This is a genomic window from Serratia sp. BIGb0234 (assembly GCF_024809915.1).
GTDB lineage: Bacteria > Pseudomonadota > Gammaproteobacteria > Enterobacterales > Enterobacteriaceae > Serratia > Serratia liquefaciens.
Window position 1 is genome coordinate 1148040 of the sequence record NZ_JANUEI010000001.1, and the last position, 17613, is coordinate 1165652.

Here is a 17613-nt window from a genome sequence, read left to right on the forward strand (position 1 = left end):
GCGCCCTGCACATTGAATTGGTCTCAGATCACTCCCAGATGCTTTCCAGTTCCCAGGCCTGTGCCGCGCCAAACTGCGCCAGTCCGCCTTCGGCGAACAGGGTGACGCTGCGTTGCCCGTCGGTCGGGTAGATACGGCTGGTCAGGCAGGCCTCGCCATGATTAACGAACACTTCCAGCGATGAGCGGTCGATAAAGACGTGCAGCGACAAAATGTCCGCCTCAGGCAGCGGCACGCTGCGGCAGCCGCACAGGCCCGGATCTTCACTGCAACGTTCCAATACCAATCGATGCGTTTGATTATCGACGTACAGCCGTGCGGCGGTGCCTATAACGATGCCGTAGCGCTCTGCATCGCTGGCGGCGACGTTTAGCGTCAATGCCAGTTCTTGCACCCCGTCAGTCAACACCTGCCGCTGGTTACGTACAGAAACGGCGTCAAACGACTGTTGCTCGCCGCGCAATGCTGTCAGCTCACGCGCCGGATTCATCAGTACGTTGCCTTCACATGACAGCGTCAATTCACGGGGCAGGGTGAGTGCACCGGCCCAACCGTGGGGTTTGCTCGGCATAGGCGATTCCCACATGTCCATCCAGGCGAACAGCATGCGGCGACCGTCGGCGGCGGTGAAGGTTTGCGGTGCGTAGAAATCGTGCCCGCCATCCAGCTCGCAGAATGACTGGGTGACGCTGAAATCCTCATCGGGCCGCCAGTGGCCGAGCAGATAGCCGCTCTGGAAGCGGTTACGATTGCGATAACCCTGCGCTGTCAGTCCCTGCGGCGAGAACAGCAGAACCTGCTTTTCACCGAGCGGGAAGAAATCCGGACATTCCCACATATAGCCCTGGTGCGGCGATTGTGCCCCCGCCAGGACGCGATCGAACTGCCAGTCGCGCAGGTCATTCGAACGGTAAAGTCGAGCCTGGCCTAACCCGTTTTCTTTGGCGCCCACCACCATCCACCAGCGATCAGCTGCACGCCAGACTTTCGGATCGCGAAAGTGCTGAATGCCTTCCGGCGGCAGCAACACCGGCCCGTGTTTGACGAAATTTACGCCATCTTCGCTGGTGGCCAGGCATTGCACTTCGCGTACCTGGTCGTCATCGCCTTCTTTGCCCAGCCAGACGTGGCCGGTGTAGAGCAGCGTCAATACGCCGTTGTCATCCACCGCACAGCCGGAAAAACAGCCGTCTTTGTCGTAGCTTTCGCCGGGAGCCAGGGCGATCGGCTGATGCTGCCAATGCGCCAGATCCCTGCTGGTGGCGTGGCCCCAATGCATGGGGCCCCAGTTTTGGTCATAGGGATGATGTTGATAGAACGCATGGTAGACGCCGTTAATGTACACCAGACCGTTGGGGTCGTTGATCCAACCGGCGGCCGCCGCCAGATGAAATTGCGGATAGTAATCGTCCTGACGTTGCGCGCGCAGCGCTTCGACCGCGTGATCGGCTTGAGCTAAAGCATTTTTCATTGGGTTGGCTCACTTGATTTTATCGTTGATTGAAATTGGGGCGTGCGGGCGACTGTTTCGCCGCGCAGCAGGAAGCAGGAAATCAGCGTGGTACCGGCTACTGCGCAGCCCATCAGCAAATAGGTGTCGGCAAAGCCGATACGGTCGTAGCCGTAACCGGCGAGCGGCGCCAGGATGCCGGCGACGATCTGGCTGATAAACTGGAAGCCCACCAGATACAGCGTCGAGGACAGGCGGCTGTCAAAGCGGGTGGTGATGTATTTGAACATTGCCACCAGCAGGATAGGCAACTCCACGGCGTGCAGCAGTTTCATGGCGGAAATCATCAATGCGCCGCTGGCAAAGCCGGAACCGAACATGCGCAGTGCCATCACGCTGCTGGCCAGCAGCAAGCTCTGTTTGATGCCGATGCGATTGACCAGCAGGGGGGCCAGGAACATGCCGCCAGCCTCCAGAAACACCTGCAGCGAATTGAGGAAACCGTACATGCGGTTGCCTTCTTCGTGCGTTGCGAACTGCGAAGCAAAATACACCGGGAATTGCTGGTCAAATACGCCGTAGATGCTGGTACCGAGCACGAACACCACCAGTGCCCAGAAACCCGGCAGGCGCAGCAGCGCCAGCGCGTCCTGCAGCTTCAGATTTTCCGGTTTGCCGTATTCCAGACCGGCCATGGCGTTGGGCTTCAGTTCGCGCACCTGCCACAGCAACAGCAGAAATATCGCCGCCGAGGCCGAGGCGATCCAGAAGTTAATATTCGGATTGATGTTGTAGATGAAGCCGGCGAAGAAGGTCGCGCTGGCCCAGCCCAGTGAACCCCACATGCGGGCCCGGCCAAATTCAAAACCGACGATCCGGCTGACCCTTTCGGTATAGGACTCCAGCGCGCCAATGCCGGCATTGAACGCCAGGCTGACGAACACGCCGCCCACCAGCGCCCCGGCCACCAGGTTGGTTTGCAGCAGCGGGGCGTAGACGTAGATAAAGAACGGGCCGGTCAGCAGCAGCAGCACGCCGACAAACAACAGCAGATGCTTACGCAGCCCGAGCTTGTCCTGAATAAAACCGTACAGGGGCTGTGCGCACAGCGCCATGATTGACATCGCCGAGAAGATCAGGCCGGTTTCCGTGCCTTTCAGGCCGATCTTTTGGTTCAGCCAGATGGAGATCAGAGAAAAACTGGATGACCAGGTGAAGAAGAAGAAAAACAACAGGCCGCTGAGAAGCACATAATATTTTTTTGTTTCGCGGTTCATGGGGAATGCCCTGATGGATGAAATTGGCTCTATTGTTAACGTTAACTTTAAATCAAATAAAGCCACGATGGCCAGGGATTGCGATGTTAATCACAAAAGTTAACGTTAACATTTTGCTGGTGTGATCCAAATCACCTGTCAATAAAACAGGGGCGCAGTGCGCCCCGCAGGGTTAACGTTCGTTGAGTGAACGGAGATGGTCGTCGCGCCGCAGGGTCATCAGCGCGAACAGGCTGACTACCGAGGTGGCGACCACATAGTAAGCCGGGATATCGAGGTTGCCGGTCTGTTTGATCAGGCCGGTGATGATTAGCCCGGCAGAGCCGGAAAATACCGCGTTGGAAAGCGAATAGGCCAGTCCCAGGCCGGTATAACGCACCTGCGTCGGGAACATCTCCGCCAACATTGCCGGACCGGGGCCGGCCAGCAAACCGACGACAGCACCGGCGATCATCACCGCGATGCCTTTGGCCAGCAGCGAACTTTGAGGATCCTGCAGCAGGTGCAGCAGCGGGAAGGTGAACAGGATCACCGCCACTACCGCCGTCAGCATCACCGTTTTGCGGCCCAGCTTATCGCTGAGGATGCCGGCGGGCAGAATGGTCAGGGCGAAACCGACGTTAGCCAGTACCGTCGCCACCAGCGCCTGCTGGTAGGTGGCGTGCAGCGAGGTTTGCAGGTAGGACGGCATCACCACCAGGAAGGTGTAACCGGCAGCGGACCAGCCCATCATGCGTCCAATGCCGATCGCGATGGTTTTCACCACGCCGCTTAACTTCAGCTCGGGGGCATGCACCTTGGTGCCGAGGTTTTGTTGCGCCAGGGTAAAGGTCGGCGTCTCTTGCAGTTTTAAGCGTAGCCACAGTGCTACCGCGCCCATTGGCAACGCCAGCAGGAAGGGGATGCGCCAGCCCCAGTCATGTAACTGCTCAGGGGTTAAAAGCGCAGCCAACAGCGCTACCAGTCCGGCCCCGGCCAACAGCCCGAAGGCCACGGTCAGCGACTGCCAGGCCCCGAACAGGCCACGTTTTCCCTTCGGTGCGAACTCGGTCATCAGCGAAACCGCACCGCCGAATTCGCCGCCGGCGAACAGCCCCTGGAACATGCGCAACAGGGTCAGCAACAGTGGGGCGGCAACGCCGATGGAGGCATAGGTCGGCATCACGCCGATCAGGGCGGTGGCCACCGTCATCAGCAACAAGACTGCGATCAGCGTCGGTCGGCGGCCAATGCGATCGCCGATGCGGCCGAAAATCACGGCGCCTATCGGGCGACAGAAAAAGGCCAGCGCGAAGGCGGCATAGGTGAGGATCAGGCTGGTAATTTCACTTTCACCCTGCAGGGTGAAAAAATTGGCGGCGATCACGGTAGCGAGAAAACCGTAAACGCCGAATTCGTACCATTCGATAAAGTTGCCGACCGATCCGGCCAGCAAGGCCTGACGCGACTGGCGTGCGTCGATAACCGTGGTTTGTGTGTCCATCCCCATTCCCATGTTTGAATTATTGTCATTCAGTTCTAAATTCTTATGACAAAACAATCAATTATTTTAGGCGGGAAGTGTGAAGGCCTCAGACGATGTCGTCGATTTTCCACCAGTCGGGGCAGCCATCGGAAAAGGAATGCGCAGTGGGGCGCAGCGCCGCTAGCTCACCGCGATCAAAACTGCCGGTGACCAACGCGACGGTCGGTTCGTCATCGACAGCGCCCAGAGTACTGCCGCAACGTGGGCAAAAGGCGCGGCTGGAATAGTCGGAAGAACGGTACAGGGCAGGCATGCCGCCGGTACCGATCCAACTGACGGCTTCACGCGGAAACTCAACCCAGCACAACGTCGGCGCGCCGGAGTGGCGCTGACAGAACTCGCATGAGCAACTGTGGGGATTACCGGGCTGCCCAACGGCCTGAAAACGGATATGCCCGCAAAGACAGCCACCTGAATACCGCCGTTTTTCCATCGCTTCACCTGTCGTTTATCGTTGTAGCCTGTAGCCTGTAGCCTGAGCTTACTATAACGGCCCCGGTGAAAAATAAAACGCCGGGGCGAATGATTACCAGGGTAAGGGGGCAGCCTCATGGCCGTTTTCGGCGTAGTACAGCGAAGGCAGGAATTGCGCCAGATAGCTGAATTCATTGTAGCAATGGCGCATCAGATTAAAGCCAACCTCGTCCGGCAGTTCTTCATGTGCGTTGGCACAGGATTTCCCCAACAGAAAACGGCTGCGTAGCACGCAACCATAGGAGGTGTCGCGTGCCAGATGCAGCATTTCACCGTCGAGCGGATCGCCGTTATCGTCCAGCGCCACCTGCTCGCCAAAGCCGATCCGTGCGCATACGGCGGCGGATAACGCCTGACCATCCCGCGCCTGTTGCAAAGCTTGTGGGGCAAAAAAGTCTTCTGCCGCGTGGAATTTGAGGCGGGCCGGAACCGGTGGCAATTCGGCTAACCATTCCACCGCGTTGATGCTGGCGCCCACGTAGCTTTGGCCTTTTCTCCAGTGCTGGTCCCAGCCGCGGTGTTCGACATGATCGTGCGGATGCCACCAACGGATGTGCTGGGTGGTTTCGAAAAAGGTAAACCACCAATCCAGCATGCGGCCCTTGCAGCCGTGCAGATCGGTACGGATTGCCACGGTCAACCAGCCGTCGCTATTGCGCGTCAGCCCCATCTCCAGCCGCAGCGGTTCAGGTTTGAGCAACTCGTTGATATCATTTACGCCCCAGGGCAGCATCAGTGATTGATGTGTCATCACGCTCATCCTTTTTTATTTGGAAACGATATTTGTTTCCTAAATAAGGCTATGCCGCTATGCTGACTCTGTCAACGATTTCGAGGAACTGTGATGGCAAATAAAGTGGAAGCCGAACCGCGTTCGCGTGGAAGGCCCTCGGCTCCGGAAGGGGAGTTACGCGCGGCGGCAGTGGAGGCCACTCTGGCGTTGTTGCTGACGCAGGGCTATGCCGCCACCACCGTGGACGCGGTGGCGAAGCGGGCGGGCATGGCGAAGAAAACCCTGTATCGCTTTGCCGAGAACCGCGATGCGCTGGTGACGCAGGCGATCGCTAGCTGGACCGACGCTTTTGCGCCGGTGTTTGAACAGGACGCCCAGCGGGCGACAGAGTTGCCGACGCTGTTGTCGCAGGGCTTGCAGGCCATTGCGCGACAGGTGCTGAGCGAGCAGGCGGTGGGGGTGTTTCGCCTGCTGCAGAGTGAATTTCCGGGGCGTGAAGATTTGCTGGCGGCTTATCAGCGCAACGGCATTGAACGGGGCAGGACGATTGTGGCTGACTGGCTGCAGCGCCAGCAACGGCGTGGTTGGCTGCGTGAACTGGATTGCGCGCAAACCAGCGATCTGCTGCTGGCGATGGTGATAGCAGAACCCTTACGCCAGATGGCGCTTGGCCTGTTGCCGCCGGGCAGCGATATCGACACTCGCATAGCGGCGGCGTTGGCACTGGTGTTGCCGGGGTTGATCAGGGCGCCGTCGTCCGCGCCCTGAGGCTGATCGTGGTCAAGTCACTCTTTACCGTACTGTCGCAGCACCTGTTCTGCCGCGGCGAAGTCTGGCGCCAGCGGGCGGTCAACCTCGATAAACGGCACCTGCTTGCGCACCGCGGTATAGAGTGCTGCGGTAGGGGCGGATAGCGTAAAGCCGTTGTGTCGCTGCTGGCGCAAATCCACTGCCTGAGCGTCGTGCACCAACAAGATCCCCAGCAATTGATAGCCGTTGTCCACCTGCTGCTGAACGCGAGCCACCACCGATGGTGCATTGGTGGCGATGTCTTCAATATCGCCGGCGACCGGGAAATAATCGAGCGACACCGGCATGGCGAGTTCTTTGCTCCGCATCGCCAGCATCATGACCGGCTTTTCCATCGCGCCAAAGGCGTGCACGGTGTGGTCGGTGCCGAGAAAACGACTCAGGCCGGTAAACGCCGGGTTATTCAGTTTGATCACCTGTTGAGCGCTGGCCAGCGAATTATGCGCCAGCGCCAATCCCAATTGCTCAAAGGCCAGTACCCAGGGCAGCGGTTCAAAGTTGGCGCTTGGCAGCACTGCACCTTGCAGGCTGCCTTTGCTGACGTAGCCTACCGCCTCCTGCGGCCGCTGCGACGGTGCCGTAACGTCGAGTGCCACTCCTGGGTTGTCGTCGGAGCTGTTTAACTGCACCAGCAACTGGTCGTAAGCCTGCTGATAGCTGCGCTGGAGCTCCGCCAGCAGATAGACGCCGGAGCGAAAACTCAGCGGATCCTGCAAGGGACGGCTGTCATCGTGCTGCCACAGGCTGGAGCCGATCAGCAACTCGCGCAGGTTTTTCCCCATGGCCGCCACTTCCGGGTAAGGACGTAGCGCCAGAGTATTGGCGAGAAACGGAGAAAGGTTACCGTTCAGCGCCTGCAGGCTGAGCGCATAGGTCAAGGTATTAACCTGCATCAGGTGGGACAGCGAATCCAGAGCCAGAGCACCGCTAGCTGCGGAATAGGCATTGGAACTGAGGATCGCCAGCGCGTCTTTGGCATAAGGGGCAATGGCCGGTGTCTGACTGCTTTGCAGCACCGCTTTGGCCGCCACTTTTTTACCTTGATAATAAACTTCACCTTCGCCGAGCATCGCCAGCCCAATGTGGCTGATCACCGTGATATCTCCTTCGCCCACCGAACCGTCCGCCGGGATCACCGGGGTGATGCCTTTGTTGAGAAAAGCGACATAGGCGTCGACAATCGCCGGTTGGACACCGCCGCCACCGCTCAACAGGGCATTGAGCCGGGTGACCATGGTGGCCCGCGCGACGCGGACGCTCATGGCTTCGCCAATGCCGCCAGAGTGGGCATGCAGCAGGCCGACGTTGAATTTTTTCGATGCGTCGATCACCTCCTGCGTCAGCTTTCCGTGGACGTCGACCATCGGCCGGTCCTTGTTTAATCCGACGCCCACCGTCAGCCCATAGATTTTCAGCCCGCTCTGCGCAGCTTCGATCAGCACCTGATGTGACCGTGTCACGCGCTCCATGGCGACGGGCGTGACGCTCACCGTTTCACCGTCGGCGACCTGAGCAATCAGGTGCGGGGTAATAGAGTGTCCATCGAGCGTGACGGTGGCCAAGCCAAACGGGTTGTAACCGAGCGTCAGCGCGGCCAACAGCGATAAAGCGAATTTTCCTGGCATGATAAGTAAACCCTTATTATTGATTTTTATGTTGTTGTAGCGTTATTCGTTTCAGGGCTGCTGCGCCGGACGGCGGGCGATAAAATACAGGGTGATCAGCGCCAGTAAGCTGGCGATCATCACGTACCAGGCCGGCGCAAAGCGGGTGCCGGTATTCTGGGTCAACCAGGTCAGGATCGCCGGCGCAAAGCCGCCGAACACCGTCACCGCCAGGTTATAGGACACCGACATTCCGCTGGCCCGTACCTGGGTGGGAAACAGATCGGACAGTGCCGCAGGGGCCACGCCGACGAACAGCGACACCAGCATGCAAAACAGTGTCTGTACCAGGATCAGCATTGCGGTGGTGTGGTAAGCGTCAAGCAGCAATAACAAGGGGTAGCTGGCAACCAGCAACAAGGCGGCACCGGCCTGCAGGATTTTCAGGGTACCGATGCGATCGGACCAGGCACCTGCCGCTACGCAGCAAACCACCATAAAGCAGTTACCGATCAGTGCCGCCAAAAACGCCTGATGGCTCTCGAAATGCAGCACGCGTTGAACGTAAATCGGCATATAGATAATCAGCGCGTAGACGCTGACCGCCCACAGAATAGACAACCCGGTGCCCAGCAGCACGGCCTGACGATGGGTACGGAACAGCTGTCTCAGTGGCTTTTCCGGAGCGCATTGTTCCCGCTGACGCCGGGCCTGCTCTTCGGCAAACAGCGGCGTTTCTTCCAGGGTTTTACGCATCCACAGGCCAATCGGGGCGATCGACAAGCCGATGATGAACGGAATACGCCATCCCCAGTCACCTACCTGTTCGTGACTGAGCGTCAGGGTGACCGCGGTGGCGACCAATGCGCCCAGGATATTGGAGATCCCCATGCTGGCCTGCAGCCAGGAGGCGTATTGGCCTTTCTGGTGTGCGGGGGCGTGCTCGATTAAAAATGCGGCCGCGCCGCCCACCTCTCCCCCGGCGGAAAATCCTTGCAACACCCGGCCACACAGGATCAATAAAGGTGCGCCTATGCCAATAGCGCTGTACGGCGGTGCAAAGGCAATGATTGCCGTGCCGACGGCCATGGTCATGATGGTCAGCGTCAGGGCGGCCTTGCGGCCAACCCTATCACCATAAGCGCCGATCACCAGGGCGCCGAGTGGGCGAATGACGAAACCGAGACCGAAGGCAAGAAAGGCCTCAAACAGTTGGGTGCCGGGATCGTTGGGGTGGAAGAAGTTCTGCGCGATGTACACGGCGAAAAAGGCGTACACCGAGAAGTCATACCATTCCAGCGCGTTGCCGATGGAAGCGGCAGCAATCGCTTTACGCCCACGGCTTTTGCGCGGCGTATCGGCGGCGTTGGCAGCCAACAGGGGGGAGATGGGCGGAACCGTGCTTTTATTCATCGTTGTTCTCCGCGAGGCAGTGAGATATAGGGCAGGGATTTTTCGGCAATCTCGTCGAGCGACTCCTGATAACCGGCGTCGGCGTATCGCATCACGCCGGTACTGGTGTCGTTGGTCATCGACAATTGCAGGCGTTGCTCCGCAGCGGCGCTGCCATCGGCGATGGTGGTGACGCCTGAACTGGTCATATAGCCGCTGTAACCGCCGCCGCCGGAGTGGATTGCCACCAAATCCGCCATGGAGGCGCAGTTGACCAACGCATTGAGCAGCGGCCAGTCGGCGATGGCATCGGAGCCGTCCTTCATCTTTTCGGTCATGATATTCGGGTGAGCCATCGCCCCGGCGTCGAGATGATCGCGGGTGAAGGCGATAGGACCGGAAAGACGGCCGTCCGCTACCATGCGGTTCACTTCCAGCGCCAGCTCGGTGCGTTCCCCGTGACCGAGCCAGGCGATGCGTGCCGGCAGGCCTTCAAAGGGCACATGTTGGCGCGCCAGAGTGATCCAGTTGCTGACGATGCGGTTATCGGCAAAGCGCTGCAGCAGGTAGTCGTCGATCACCCGAATATCGTTGCTGTCGTTGGACAGCGCAATCCAGCGGAACGGACCGATGGCGCGACAAAACAGCGGCCGCAGGAAGGCCTCGGTGAATATGGGGATCTCGAATGCGCGTGCAACGCCGCCCTGGTGGGCGTGGGTGCGGATAAGATTCCCGTTATCGAACACCACCGCGCCGCGATCCATAAAGCCGATCATGGCTTCTACGTGTTGCACGATAGAGCGGCGGCTGGCGTCCATCAGCGCATTGATATCCGCTTCGCGTTGCGCCGCCACTTGCTCAAGGCTGTAACCGGCGGGGACATAACCGTACACCAGGTCGTGCGCCGCCGTTTGGTCGGTAACAATGTCCGGAACTACGCCGCGGGACAAAATCGCCGGGTAGACTTCGGCGGCATTGCCCAGCAGCCCAACTGACAAGGCCTCTTTGCGCTGCTGAGCGGCGGCGATCATCGCCAGTGCCTGATCGAGATCTTTCGCCTGGTGCTGTAAAAAGCCGTTTTTCAGCCGTTTGTCGATACTGGCCTGATTGACCTCGACGGTCAGAATCGCAGCGTTGGCCAGAGTGCCCGCCAGCGGTTGCGCACCGCCCATGCCGCCCAGCCCGGCGGTGAGGATAAAGCGGCCGCGCAGATCGTTAGCGAAATGCCGTTCGGCGATACGCGAGAAGATTTCATAAGTCCCCTGGATCACCCCCTGCGAACCGATATATTGCCAGTCGCCGGCGGTCAGTCCGCCCCAGCAGATCAGGTTTTCTTTTTCCCAGCGGTAGAAGTTCTCCGCCTTCGCCCATTGGCCGACCATATTGCAGTTGGCCATGATCACCAGGGGGGCATTAGCGTGGGTCTGCAGCACGCCGATTGGCTTGCCGGATTGCACCAGCAGGGTTTGGTCTTCACGCATGGTTTTTAACGCATGAACAATGGCATCGTGTGACGGCCAGTCGCGCGCCGCACGTCCCAATGCCGCATATACCACCAGTTCGTCGGGATTTTCGCCAACGGCCAGCACGTTTTCCAATAGACGCAACAGCGCTTCTTGCCGCCAGCCCAGGCAGCGCAGCTCGGTGCCCGAGGTCACTTTAAAGGCTCTTTTCATGCGGCATCTCCCGTTGGCAGGTAGCTGCGTAAGTCAATTCCGAGGGTTTTTTCTACCGGGGGATAAACCGCCGGATCGGTGACCGACGAGGAAAGCGGGAACTGAGAATGATGCATATGGAAAATCACCACTTCCATGCCAGGCTTTAACTGCCCGGCGCTTACCGGGTTGCCGGCCTTGTCGAGGGTAGTGATCACGTCTGGATAACTGGCGAGACGTTCACCGTGGGCATCTTCCACCGCCATATGTTCATTCATGATATGGATACGGCGCAGGTCCTTGCCTTGGCCGACAGTCACGATGCCGACGTCGAACGCCTCTTCGGTATAACGCAGGCTGTTGGCGGCAACCTTGCCGCTACCGATAATATTGCCGCCGGTGTGGCGACAGATGGTCTCGACGATGCCGTTGCCGTTTGCCGCCAGAATGCTTTCGCCCAAGGCAATCGCCTGGCTGATGCCCCCCAGCGCAGCGTGTTGGCGCACGTAGCCGGCTGGTATCGGGTTGCGGCAGCTGGCGATAAAGCCGCCGGACATGTCTGCCGCTTTGCGTAGCACCGGCGACACCTTGGCCGTGGCGCCTTTCACCACCAGTTCGATATAGGCGTTATTGTCCCGATTGCCGCCGACGGCAGCCTGGATCATCGGTTCAGGGCTGGAGGCCAGGCCGATGGAGCCCATGTCGCCAGTCGGGTGGGCACGCAGATCGCCGACCGCATCGACGACCTTGCAACCGAGGATCGCGGCAGGCAACCAGCCGTTGAGGGTGCTGGACATGCCGTTCTGCCCAACCATCAATCCGGCGATAGGGGCGCCCAGTGCCTGCTGCACCAACTGCACGGCCTTAACGTAGTCGACGCCGAGCATTTGCCAGTCGGTCAGGCCGCCGGGGGCGCCAATCGCTGCCGCGGTAGCAATCCAGTCGTTGTCGTTCAATTCCTCAAGGCTGACCAGTTCCGGTCGGCCAATGGTCACCGCCAGTCGCCCAAGCTCCAGGCCGTGGGCAACCCAACCGCCACCGCCGCAGGCAAATACCGAACCGCCTTTTACCGCGGCCTCCACATCGTTAAGTGTTAAAACACGCCCCATGGTCTGTGCTCCTGAAAGTATCGGTGAGATTGCGCTTGAATGAATAATCTGTGAATAGTTGCGCTACCGGAATTCGATACTAGGGGGCGGTTAACCAAAATGTCGCATTACTTTTTATCACCTGCGTATAACACAATGTTAACCCATGCTTCAGGCGCAAAAAATCAGTCGCGAGCACCCTGGGGAGCGGTGATGAAATGCGTTAGCGCGACCAGTGGATCTGCACTGATTCGAGGGTGGCAATAAACGCCTGAGCCAGTCGTGAAAGGGGCTCGTACATGCCGTGTACGATGCTGATGGGGGTTTTGGCAGTGGGGGCGATGGGCCGGAAAACCACCTTGGTCCACACCGGGCCGTTGGCGGTAATTTCATCGATCAGCGCAATACCAACCCCGGCCTGCACCAGTGCGCAGGCGACGTGGATCTGCTGCACCTCGACGGTAGGGCGCAGAATGATATCGGCATCACTTAACAGTTTGCGCACCAGTTGGCCGATCGGGATCTCGGCGCCATAGCCAATAAAAGGCTGGTCGATCAGATCCTCGATACCTATCACATTTTTGGCGGTTAATGGGTGGGAAGCAGGCAACGCCACCACCAGCCGGTTTTCATACAGCTGGCGCGAATGCACGTTGGGATGGCCTTCGTGCAGAAAAGCGACCCCCAGTTCAACCTGTTGCGTCAGCACCGCCTGCAACAGCACGTCCGGGATCATGGTGTGCAGTATCACCCGCGCTTCGGGCAATTGCGCGTGGAATTTTGCGATGGCGCTGGGGATCAAGCCTTGCCCCAGACTTGGGCTGCAGGCGATACGCAGGTGGCCCATACGGTTTTGGATCAGGTCCTCAGCCACTTCGTTAACCCGCTGAACGCCCTGATAGACCGAATTGACCTCGACAAACAGGTGACGAGCCTCCGGGGTCGGGTACAGACGCCCCTTGATGCGTTCAAACAGCGTCAGACCCAACCGCTGTTCGGTGTAGCCAATCAGCCGTGAGACCGCCGGTTGTGAAACGTGCAGCAGCTTGGCGGCACCGCTGATCGAGCCGGTCAGCATGATGGCGCGGAACACTTCGATTTGCTTGAGATTTAAACGCACAGCCCCTCCACAATGGTTAACATTTTGTTATGCATGAGTGATAAACAAGCATAAGACAGAATAGACAGCCTCACCCTACACTGGCCTGACTATCGGCACAATCGACCGATTGATAACCTGAGATATATGCATTTTTATGCATTTATTGTATGCAATGGAATTAGGGGAGGGGCGCTATGAATCTGAGTCAACGGCCAGAGCTGGTGGTCAAGGGCAATCTGGTGGATGCCGAGCGGGTGACTCCGGACGGCTGGCTGGCCATCGCAGGCGGTAAAATCATCGGCAGCGGCAGCGGTCAGGCACCGGAGGCCCCACAGGTGATCGACGCTGGCGGCAAGTGGATCCTGCCGGGGGTGATTGACGGCCAGGTGCATTCCGGCAGTCAGGCGAATCAGGAAGGATTGGGCTGGGCGTCGCGGGCGGCGGCGGCGGGGGGGATCACCGTGATGGTCGATATGCCTTATGACGATCCGCAGCCGGTAGCGTGCCGCGCTCTGCTGGAAGCAAAAATTGCCGAGGTGGAGCGTGACTGTCATGTCGACGTGGCGTTGTTTGGTACCCTGAACGCAACCTACGGGTTCGATGCCGCTGCCGGACTGATCGAAGGTGGGGTATGTGCCTTTAAATTTTCCACCTTTGAAGCTACGCCGGGCCGGTTTCCTCGGGTGGACGAAGACGACCTGATGCATGCTTTTGAGCTTATTGCGCCGACCGGGCTGGCCTGTGCGGTACACAACCAGATGCAGGAGCTGACGCGTAAAAATATCCAGCGAATGGTCGAGGCCGGCGACACTGGCTGGGATGCATTTATGCGTGCTCACACGCCGCTGATTGAAAATCTGGCAACGGCGCTAATTTATGAAATGGGGGCGGAAAGCGGGGCTCGCGCCCATGCGGTGCATGTTTCCACTTCACGCGGTTTCGAACTTTATCGGATGTATCGGCAGGCTGGCTACCCGGTCAGCATTGAAACCTGCGTACAGTATTTGATGCTCAACCATGAACAACATACGCGCCAGTTTGGTGCCAAGACCAAACACTACCCGCCGATCCGTCCTAAAGCGGAAACCGAACTGTTGTGGAGCCATATTGCGCAGGGCGACTGCACCTTCGTTTCTTCCGATCACGTCAGTTGGGGTCTGGAGCGTAAAGGGGACGACAACGTGTTCAAAAACGCCTCCGGTGGCCCCGGGCTGGAGACGCTGTTACCGGCGTTGTGGACCGGCTGCGAGCAGCACGGCATTGCGCCGACCACCGTCGCGCAGCTGCTGTGTCGCAATCCCGCACGGCATTTTCTGCTCGACGATCGCAAAGGGGGGTTTGACACAGGTATGGACGCCGACTTTGTGATATTGCGGCCCGAGCGCTACCGATTCGATCCCGCGAACAGTTTGTCGGCGGTGAAATGGAGCGCCTTCGAAGGCATGGAGTTCAGCGTACGGGTGGAAGCCACCTATTGTCGCGGCCAGGCAGTCTTTGCCGAGGGCCGTATTCTTAATTCGCCGGGGTCGGGACAGTTTCTGCGCCCGCGCGTTGCCAACGGAGCAGGCCAATGATCGCGTTAATCAACAGTGAACGTTTGTGGGCGCGGGTCAATCATCTGGCACAAATGACGTTGCCGGATGTGCCCTGGACACGACGGGCCTTTACGCCATTGTTCAGTGAGGCACGAGCCTGGCTGGCGGAACAAATGAAGCGGGCTGGGCTAACGGTAACGCTGGACGAAGGCGGTAATCTGATCGGTCGGCGCGCCGGGGTGCGCAACGATCTGCCGCCGATAGTGACCGGTTCGCATTGCGATACCGTGGTGGGCGGCGGCCGCTATGACGGGATTATCGGCGTGCTGGCGGGGATTGAAATCGCCCATTGTCTGCATCAACAGGGGATAGTTTTGCAGCATCCGTTTGAGGTTATCGACTTTCTGTCCGAAGAACCCAGCGATTACGGTATTTCCTGCGTGGGCAGTCGGGCGATGAGCGGTGAATTGGACGGCGGTATGCTGGCTTCCCGGAACGCGCAAGGCGAAACGCTGGCGGAGGCGATGACGCGTATTGGCGCTCAGCCGGAAAAACTGAACCGGCCGCTGCGCCTGCCGGGCGGTACCGCCGCTTACGTTGAGCTGCACATTGAACAGGGGCCAGTGCTGGAGCGCCAGCACCTGCCGATTGGCGTGGTGACGCACATCGTCGGCATCCGCCGGGTGTTGGTGACGGTGCTTGGGCAGCCGGATCACTCCGGTACCACGCCGATGGATATTCGTCGCGATGCTTTGGTCGGGGCAGCGCATGTGATTGAGCAGGCGCACGCGATGGCGTTACAGCAAAGCGGCAATCCACATTATGTGGTGGCGACCGTAGGGCGCATCGCCATGACGCCAAATGTCCCCAATGCGGTGCCAGGGCAGGTAGAACTGATGCTGGAGGTGCGCAGTGACAGTCAGGCGCTGTTGGAGACTTTCCCGGAAGCGCTGTTGGAAAACTGTCGGCCACGTTTGCAGAGTCTGGATTTACAGACGCAATTGCAGCATGTCAGCCGTGCACGGCCCACCGCCTGCGCGGAAACGGTGATGCAGGCGATCGAGGGGGCAGCTCATTCGCTGGGGTTGGCCGGACGCCGGCTGCCGAGCGGTGCCGGGCATGATGCGGTTTATATGGCGTCGACCGGGCCGGTGGGGATGGTGTTTATTCCCTGTCTGAATGGGCGCAGCCATTGTCCCGAGGAGTCGATTACCGAGCAACAGTTGGCGGACGGGGCCAGGGTGCTGGCGCAGGCGTTGATCAATCTGGATAAGCAATTGGCATAAAAAAGGGGCCTGCTGGCCCCTGTAAGGATGATAACGCGCGCTGTGGCTTAAAGTTTAGGCCCGGCGCTCACCAGTTTTTCCCCTGCGGGGGTGACGGTGTATTTGGCAAAGTTATCGATAAAGCGCTGGGCCAGATCCTGGGCTTTTTCCTGCCACAGAGATTCGTCGGCGTAGGTTTTACGCGGATCGAGGATCGAAGGGTCTACCCCCGGCAATGCCTTCGGTACCGCCAAGCCAAAGATTGGCAGGTTGAAGGTGTCGGCGTGCTCGATCTCCCCGTTTAAAATGGCGTCGATGATGCCGCGGGTGTCCTTAATGGAAATACGCTTGCCGCTGCCGTTCCAGCCGGTATTCACCAGATAGGCCTGTGCACCGGCCGCTTCCATGCGTTTTACCAGCACTTCTGCGTACTGCGTCGGGTGCAGCGTCAGGAACGCCGCGCCGAAACAAGCGGAGAAGGTCGGGGTTGGGGTGGTAATGCCGCGCTCAGTGCCGGCCAGCTTGGCAGTGAAGCCGGACAGGAAGTGATATTGGGTTTGTTCCGGTGTCAGGCGTGATACCGGCGGCAATACGCCGAAGGCATCCGCCGTCAGGAAGATTATTTTCTTGGCATGTCCCGCCTTGGACACGGGTTTGACGATGTTTTCGATGTGGTTGATCGGGTAAGAGACTCGGGTATTTTCGGTCTTGCCGGCGTCATCGAAATCGATGCTGCCGTCGGCCAGCACCTGCACGTTTTCCAATAGCGCGTCCCGGCGGATAGCCTGATAAATCTCTGGCTCAGCCTGAGGAGACAACTTGATGGTCTTGGCATAACAGCCGCCTTCGAAGTTGAATACGCCGTCGTCGTCCCAGCCGTGCTCGTCATCGCCGATCAACTGGCGTTTAGGATCGGTGGAGAGGGTAGTTTTACCGGTGCCGGACAGGCCGAAGAAGACCGCCACGTCACCCTGTTCGCCCACGTTGGCTGAGCAGTGCATCGAGGCAATACCCTGCAGCGGCAGCAGGTAGTTCATGATCGAGAACAGGCCCTTTTTCATTTCGCCGCCGTACCAGGTCCCGCCGATCAGCTGTATACGTTCGGTCAGGTTAAAGGCGACGAAGTTTTCCGAATGCAGCCCCTGCTGTTTCCAGTCAGGATTGGTGCATTTGGCACCGTTCATCACCACAAAGTCCGGCTCGAAATTCTGCAGCTCTTCATCCGACGGGCGGATAAACATGTTTTTGACAAAGTGCGCCTGCCAGGCCACCTCGGTGATGAAACGCACTTTCAGGCGGGTGTCTGCGTTGGCGCCACAGAAGGCATCCACCACAAACAGACGCTTGCCGGAAAGTTGGTTACCCACCAGCATTTTCAGATGTTGCCACACTTCCGGCGACAGCGGCTGGTTGTCGTTTTTGCCTGTGCCGCTGTCGGACCACCAAACGGTATCGCGCGTGGTGTCGTCACGCACGATGTATTTGTCTTTCGGAGAACGGCCAGTGAATTCGCCGGTATCGACGTTGACCGCGCCCAACGTCGTTAACGTACCGCGCTCCAGCGCCGGCAGGTCGGCGCGGGTTTCCTCGATAAACAGTTGTTCATAGCTGGGATTATGGACGATCTCGGTAGCCTGGTGGATACCGTAGCGGGCCAGCGTTTGTGGGGTAATCGCGATTGAAGACATATCCTACTTCCTTAT

14 protein-coding genes are annotated in these 17613 nt (G+C 58.9%); 3 read left to right on the top strand and 11 right to left on the bottom strand.

Annotated features, from left to right (window positions below; genetic code table 11):
* Positions 1-28 precede the first annotated feature (28 nt).
* The 5 genes from M2407_RS05715 to M2407_RS05735 form a co-directional block, all read right to left on the bottom strand.
* Positions 29-1471 (bottom strand): glycoside hydrolase family 32 protein, encoded by a 1443-nt coding sequence (locus M2407_RS05715; protein ID WP_259217043.1) that lies wholly within the window; start codon positions 1469-1471, stop codon positions 29-31.
* Positions 1468-2727, bottom strand: coding sequence for an MFS transporter (locus tag M2407_RS05720; RefSeq protein ID WP_122078975.1), 1260 nt, complete (start codon positions 2725-2727; stop codon positions 1468-1470). Before M2407_RS05720 ends, M2407_RS05715 begins: the two co-directional genes overlap by 4 nt.
* A 172-nt stretch (positions 2728-2899) precedes the next feature.
* Positions 2900-4210 (bottom strand): MFS transporter, encoded by a 1311-nt coding sequence (locus M2407_RS05725; protein WP_259217048.1) that lies wholly within the window; start codon positions 4208-4210, stop codon positions 2900-2902.
* Positions 4211-4298: 88 nt separating this feature from the next.
* The gene (locus M2407_RS05730) at positions 4299-4685 is read right to left on the bottom strand and encodes a GFA family protein (RefSeq protein WP_046373780.1); all 387 of its coding nucleotides are present in this window, start codon (positions 4683-4685) and stop codon (positions 4299-4301) included.
* A 93-nt stretch (positions 4686-4778) separates the two neighbouring features.
* Positions 4779-5477: a DAPG hydrolase family protein gene (locus tag M2407_RS05735; RefSeq protein WP_122078980.1), complete on the bottom strand. Its 699-nt coding sequence runs from the start codon at positions 5475-5477 to the stop codon at positions 4779-4781.
* 93 nt (positions 5478-5570) lie between these two features.
* Between M2407_RS05735 and M2407_RS05740 the strand changes: the two genes are divergently transcribed.
* A complete protein-coding gene (locus M2407_RS05740; protein WP_259217050.1) occupies positions 5571-6227 on the top strand; it encodes a TetR/AcrR family transcriptional regulator in 657 nt (218 codons plus the stop codon).
* A gap of 17 nt (positions 6228-6244) precedes the next feature.
* Here M2407_RS05740 and hutH read toward each other — a convergent pair whose 3' ends face one another.
* The 5 genes from hutH to M2407_RS05765 all read right to left on the bottom strand — a co-directional run bounded on the left by hutH (position 6245) and on the right by M2407_RS05765 (position 13128).
* On the bottom strand, positions 6245-7894 hold the full coding sequence (gene hutH / locus M2407_RS05745; protein ID WP_122078985.1) for a histidine ammonia-lyase: 1650 nt from the start codon (positions 7892-7894) through the stop codon (positions 6245-6247).
* Between the two features lie 51 nt (positions 7895-7945).
* The gene (locus M2407_RS05750) at positions 7946-9286 is read right to left on the bottom strand and encodes an MFS transporter (RefSeq protein ID WP_122078987.1); all 1341 of its coding nucleotides are present in this window, start codon (positions 9284-9286) and stop codon (positions 7946-7948) included.
* On the bottom strand, positions 9283-10941 hold the full coding sequence (locus M2407_RS05755) for a urocanate hydratase (RefSeq protein ID WP_130015615.1): 1659 nt from the start codon (positions 10939-10941) through the stop codon (positions 9283-9285). The genes M2407_RS05750 and M2407_RS05755 overlap by 4 nt, the downstream gene beginning before the upstream one ends.
* Positions 10938-12029 (bottom strand): DUF917 domain-containing protein, encoded by a 1092-nt coding sequence (locus M2407_RS05760; protein ID WP_259217052.1) that lies wholly within the window; start codon positions 12027-12029, stop codon positions 10938-10940. The genes M2407_RS05755 and M2407_RS05760 overlap by 4 nt, the downstream gene beginning before the upstream one ends.
* 202 nt (positions 12030-12231) lie before the next feature.
* Complete coding sequence (locus M2407_RS05765; protein WP_122078990.1) at positions 12232-13128, bottom strand: LysR family transcriptional regulator; 897 nt, start codon at positions 13126-13128, stop codon at positions 12232-12234.
* A gap of 176 nt (positions 13129-13304) precedes the next feature.
* Between M2407_RS05765 and M2407_RS05770 the strand changes: the two genes are divergently transcribed.
* Together M2407_RS05770 and M2407_RS05775 are read left to right on the top strand one after the other, a co-directional pair.
* Positions 13305-14684 carry a dihydroorotase family protein gene (locus tag M2407_RS05770; protein ID WP_259217053.1) on the top strand — a complete coding sequence of 460 codons (1380 nt, stop codon included), beginning with the start codon at positions 13305-13307 and terminating at the stop codon, positions 14682-14684.
* The gene (locus M2407_RS05775) at positions 14681-15931 is read left to right on the top strand and encodes a Zn-dependent hydrolase (protein ID WP_259217054.1); all 1251 of its coding nucleotides are present in this window, start codon (positions 14681-14683) and stop codon (positions 15929-15931) included. The genes M2407_RS05770 and M2407_RS05775 overlap by 4 nt, the downstream gene beginning before the upstream one ends.
* A 47-nt stretch (positions 15932-15978) precedes the next feature.
* On the opposite strand, the gene pckA is transcribed toward M2407_RS05775, so the two are convergent.
* The gene (gene pckA, locus M2407_RS05780; protein WP_259217055.1) at positions 15979-17598 is read right to left on the bottom strand and encodes a phosphoenolpyruvate carboxykinase (ATP); all 1620 of its coding nucleotides are present in this window, start codon (positions 17596-17598) and stop codon (positions 15979-15981) included.
* Positions 17599-17613 lie beyond the last annotated feature (15 nt).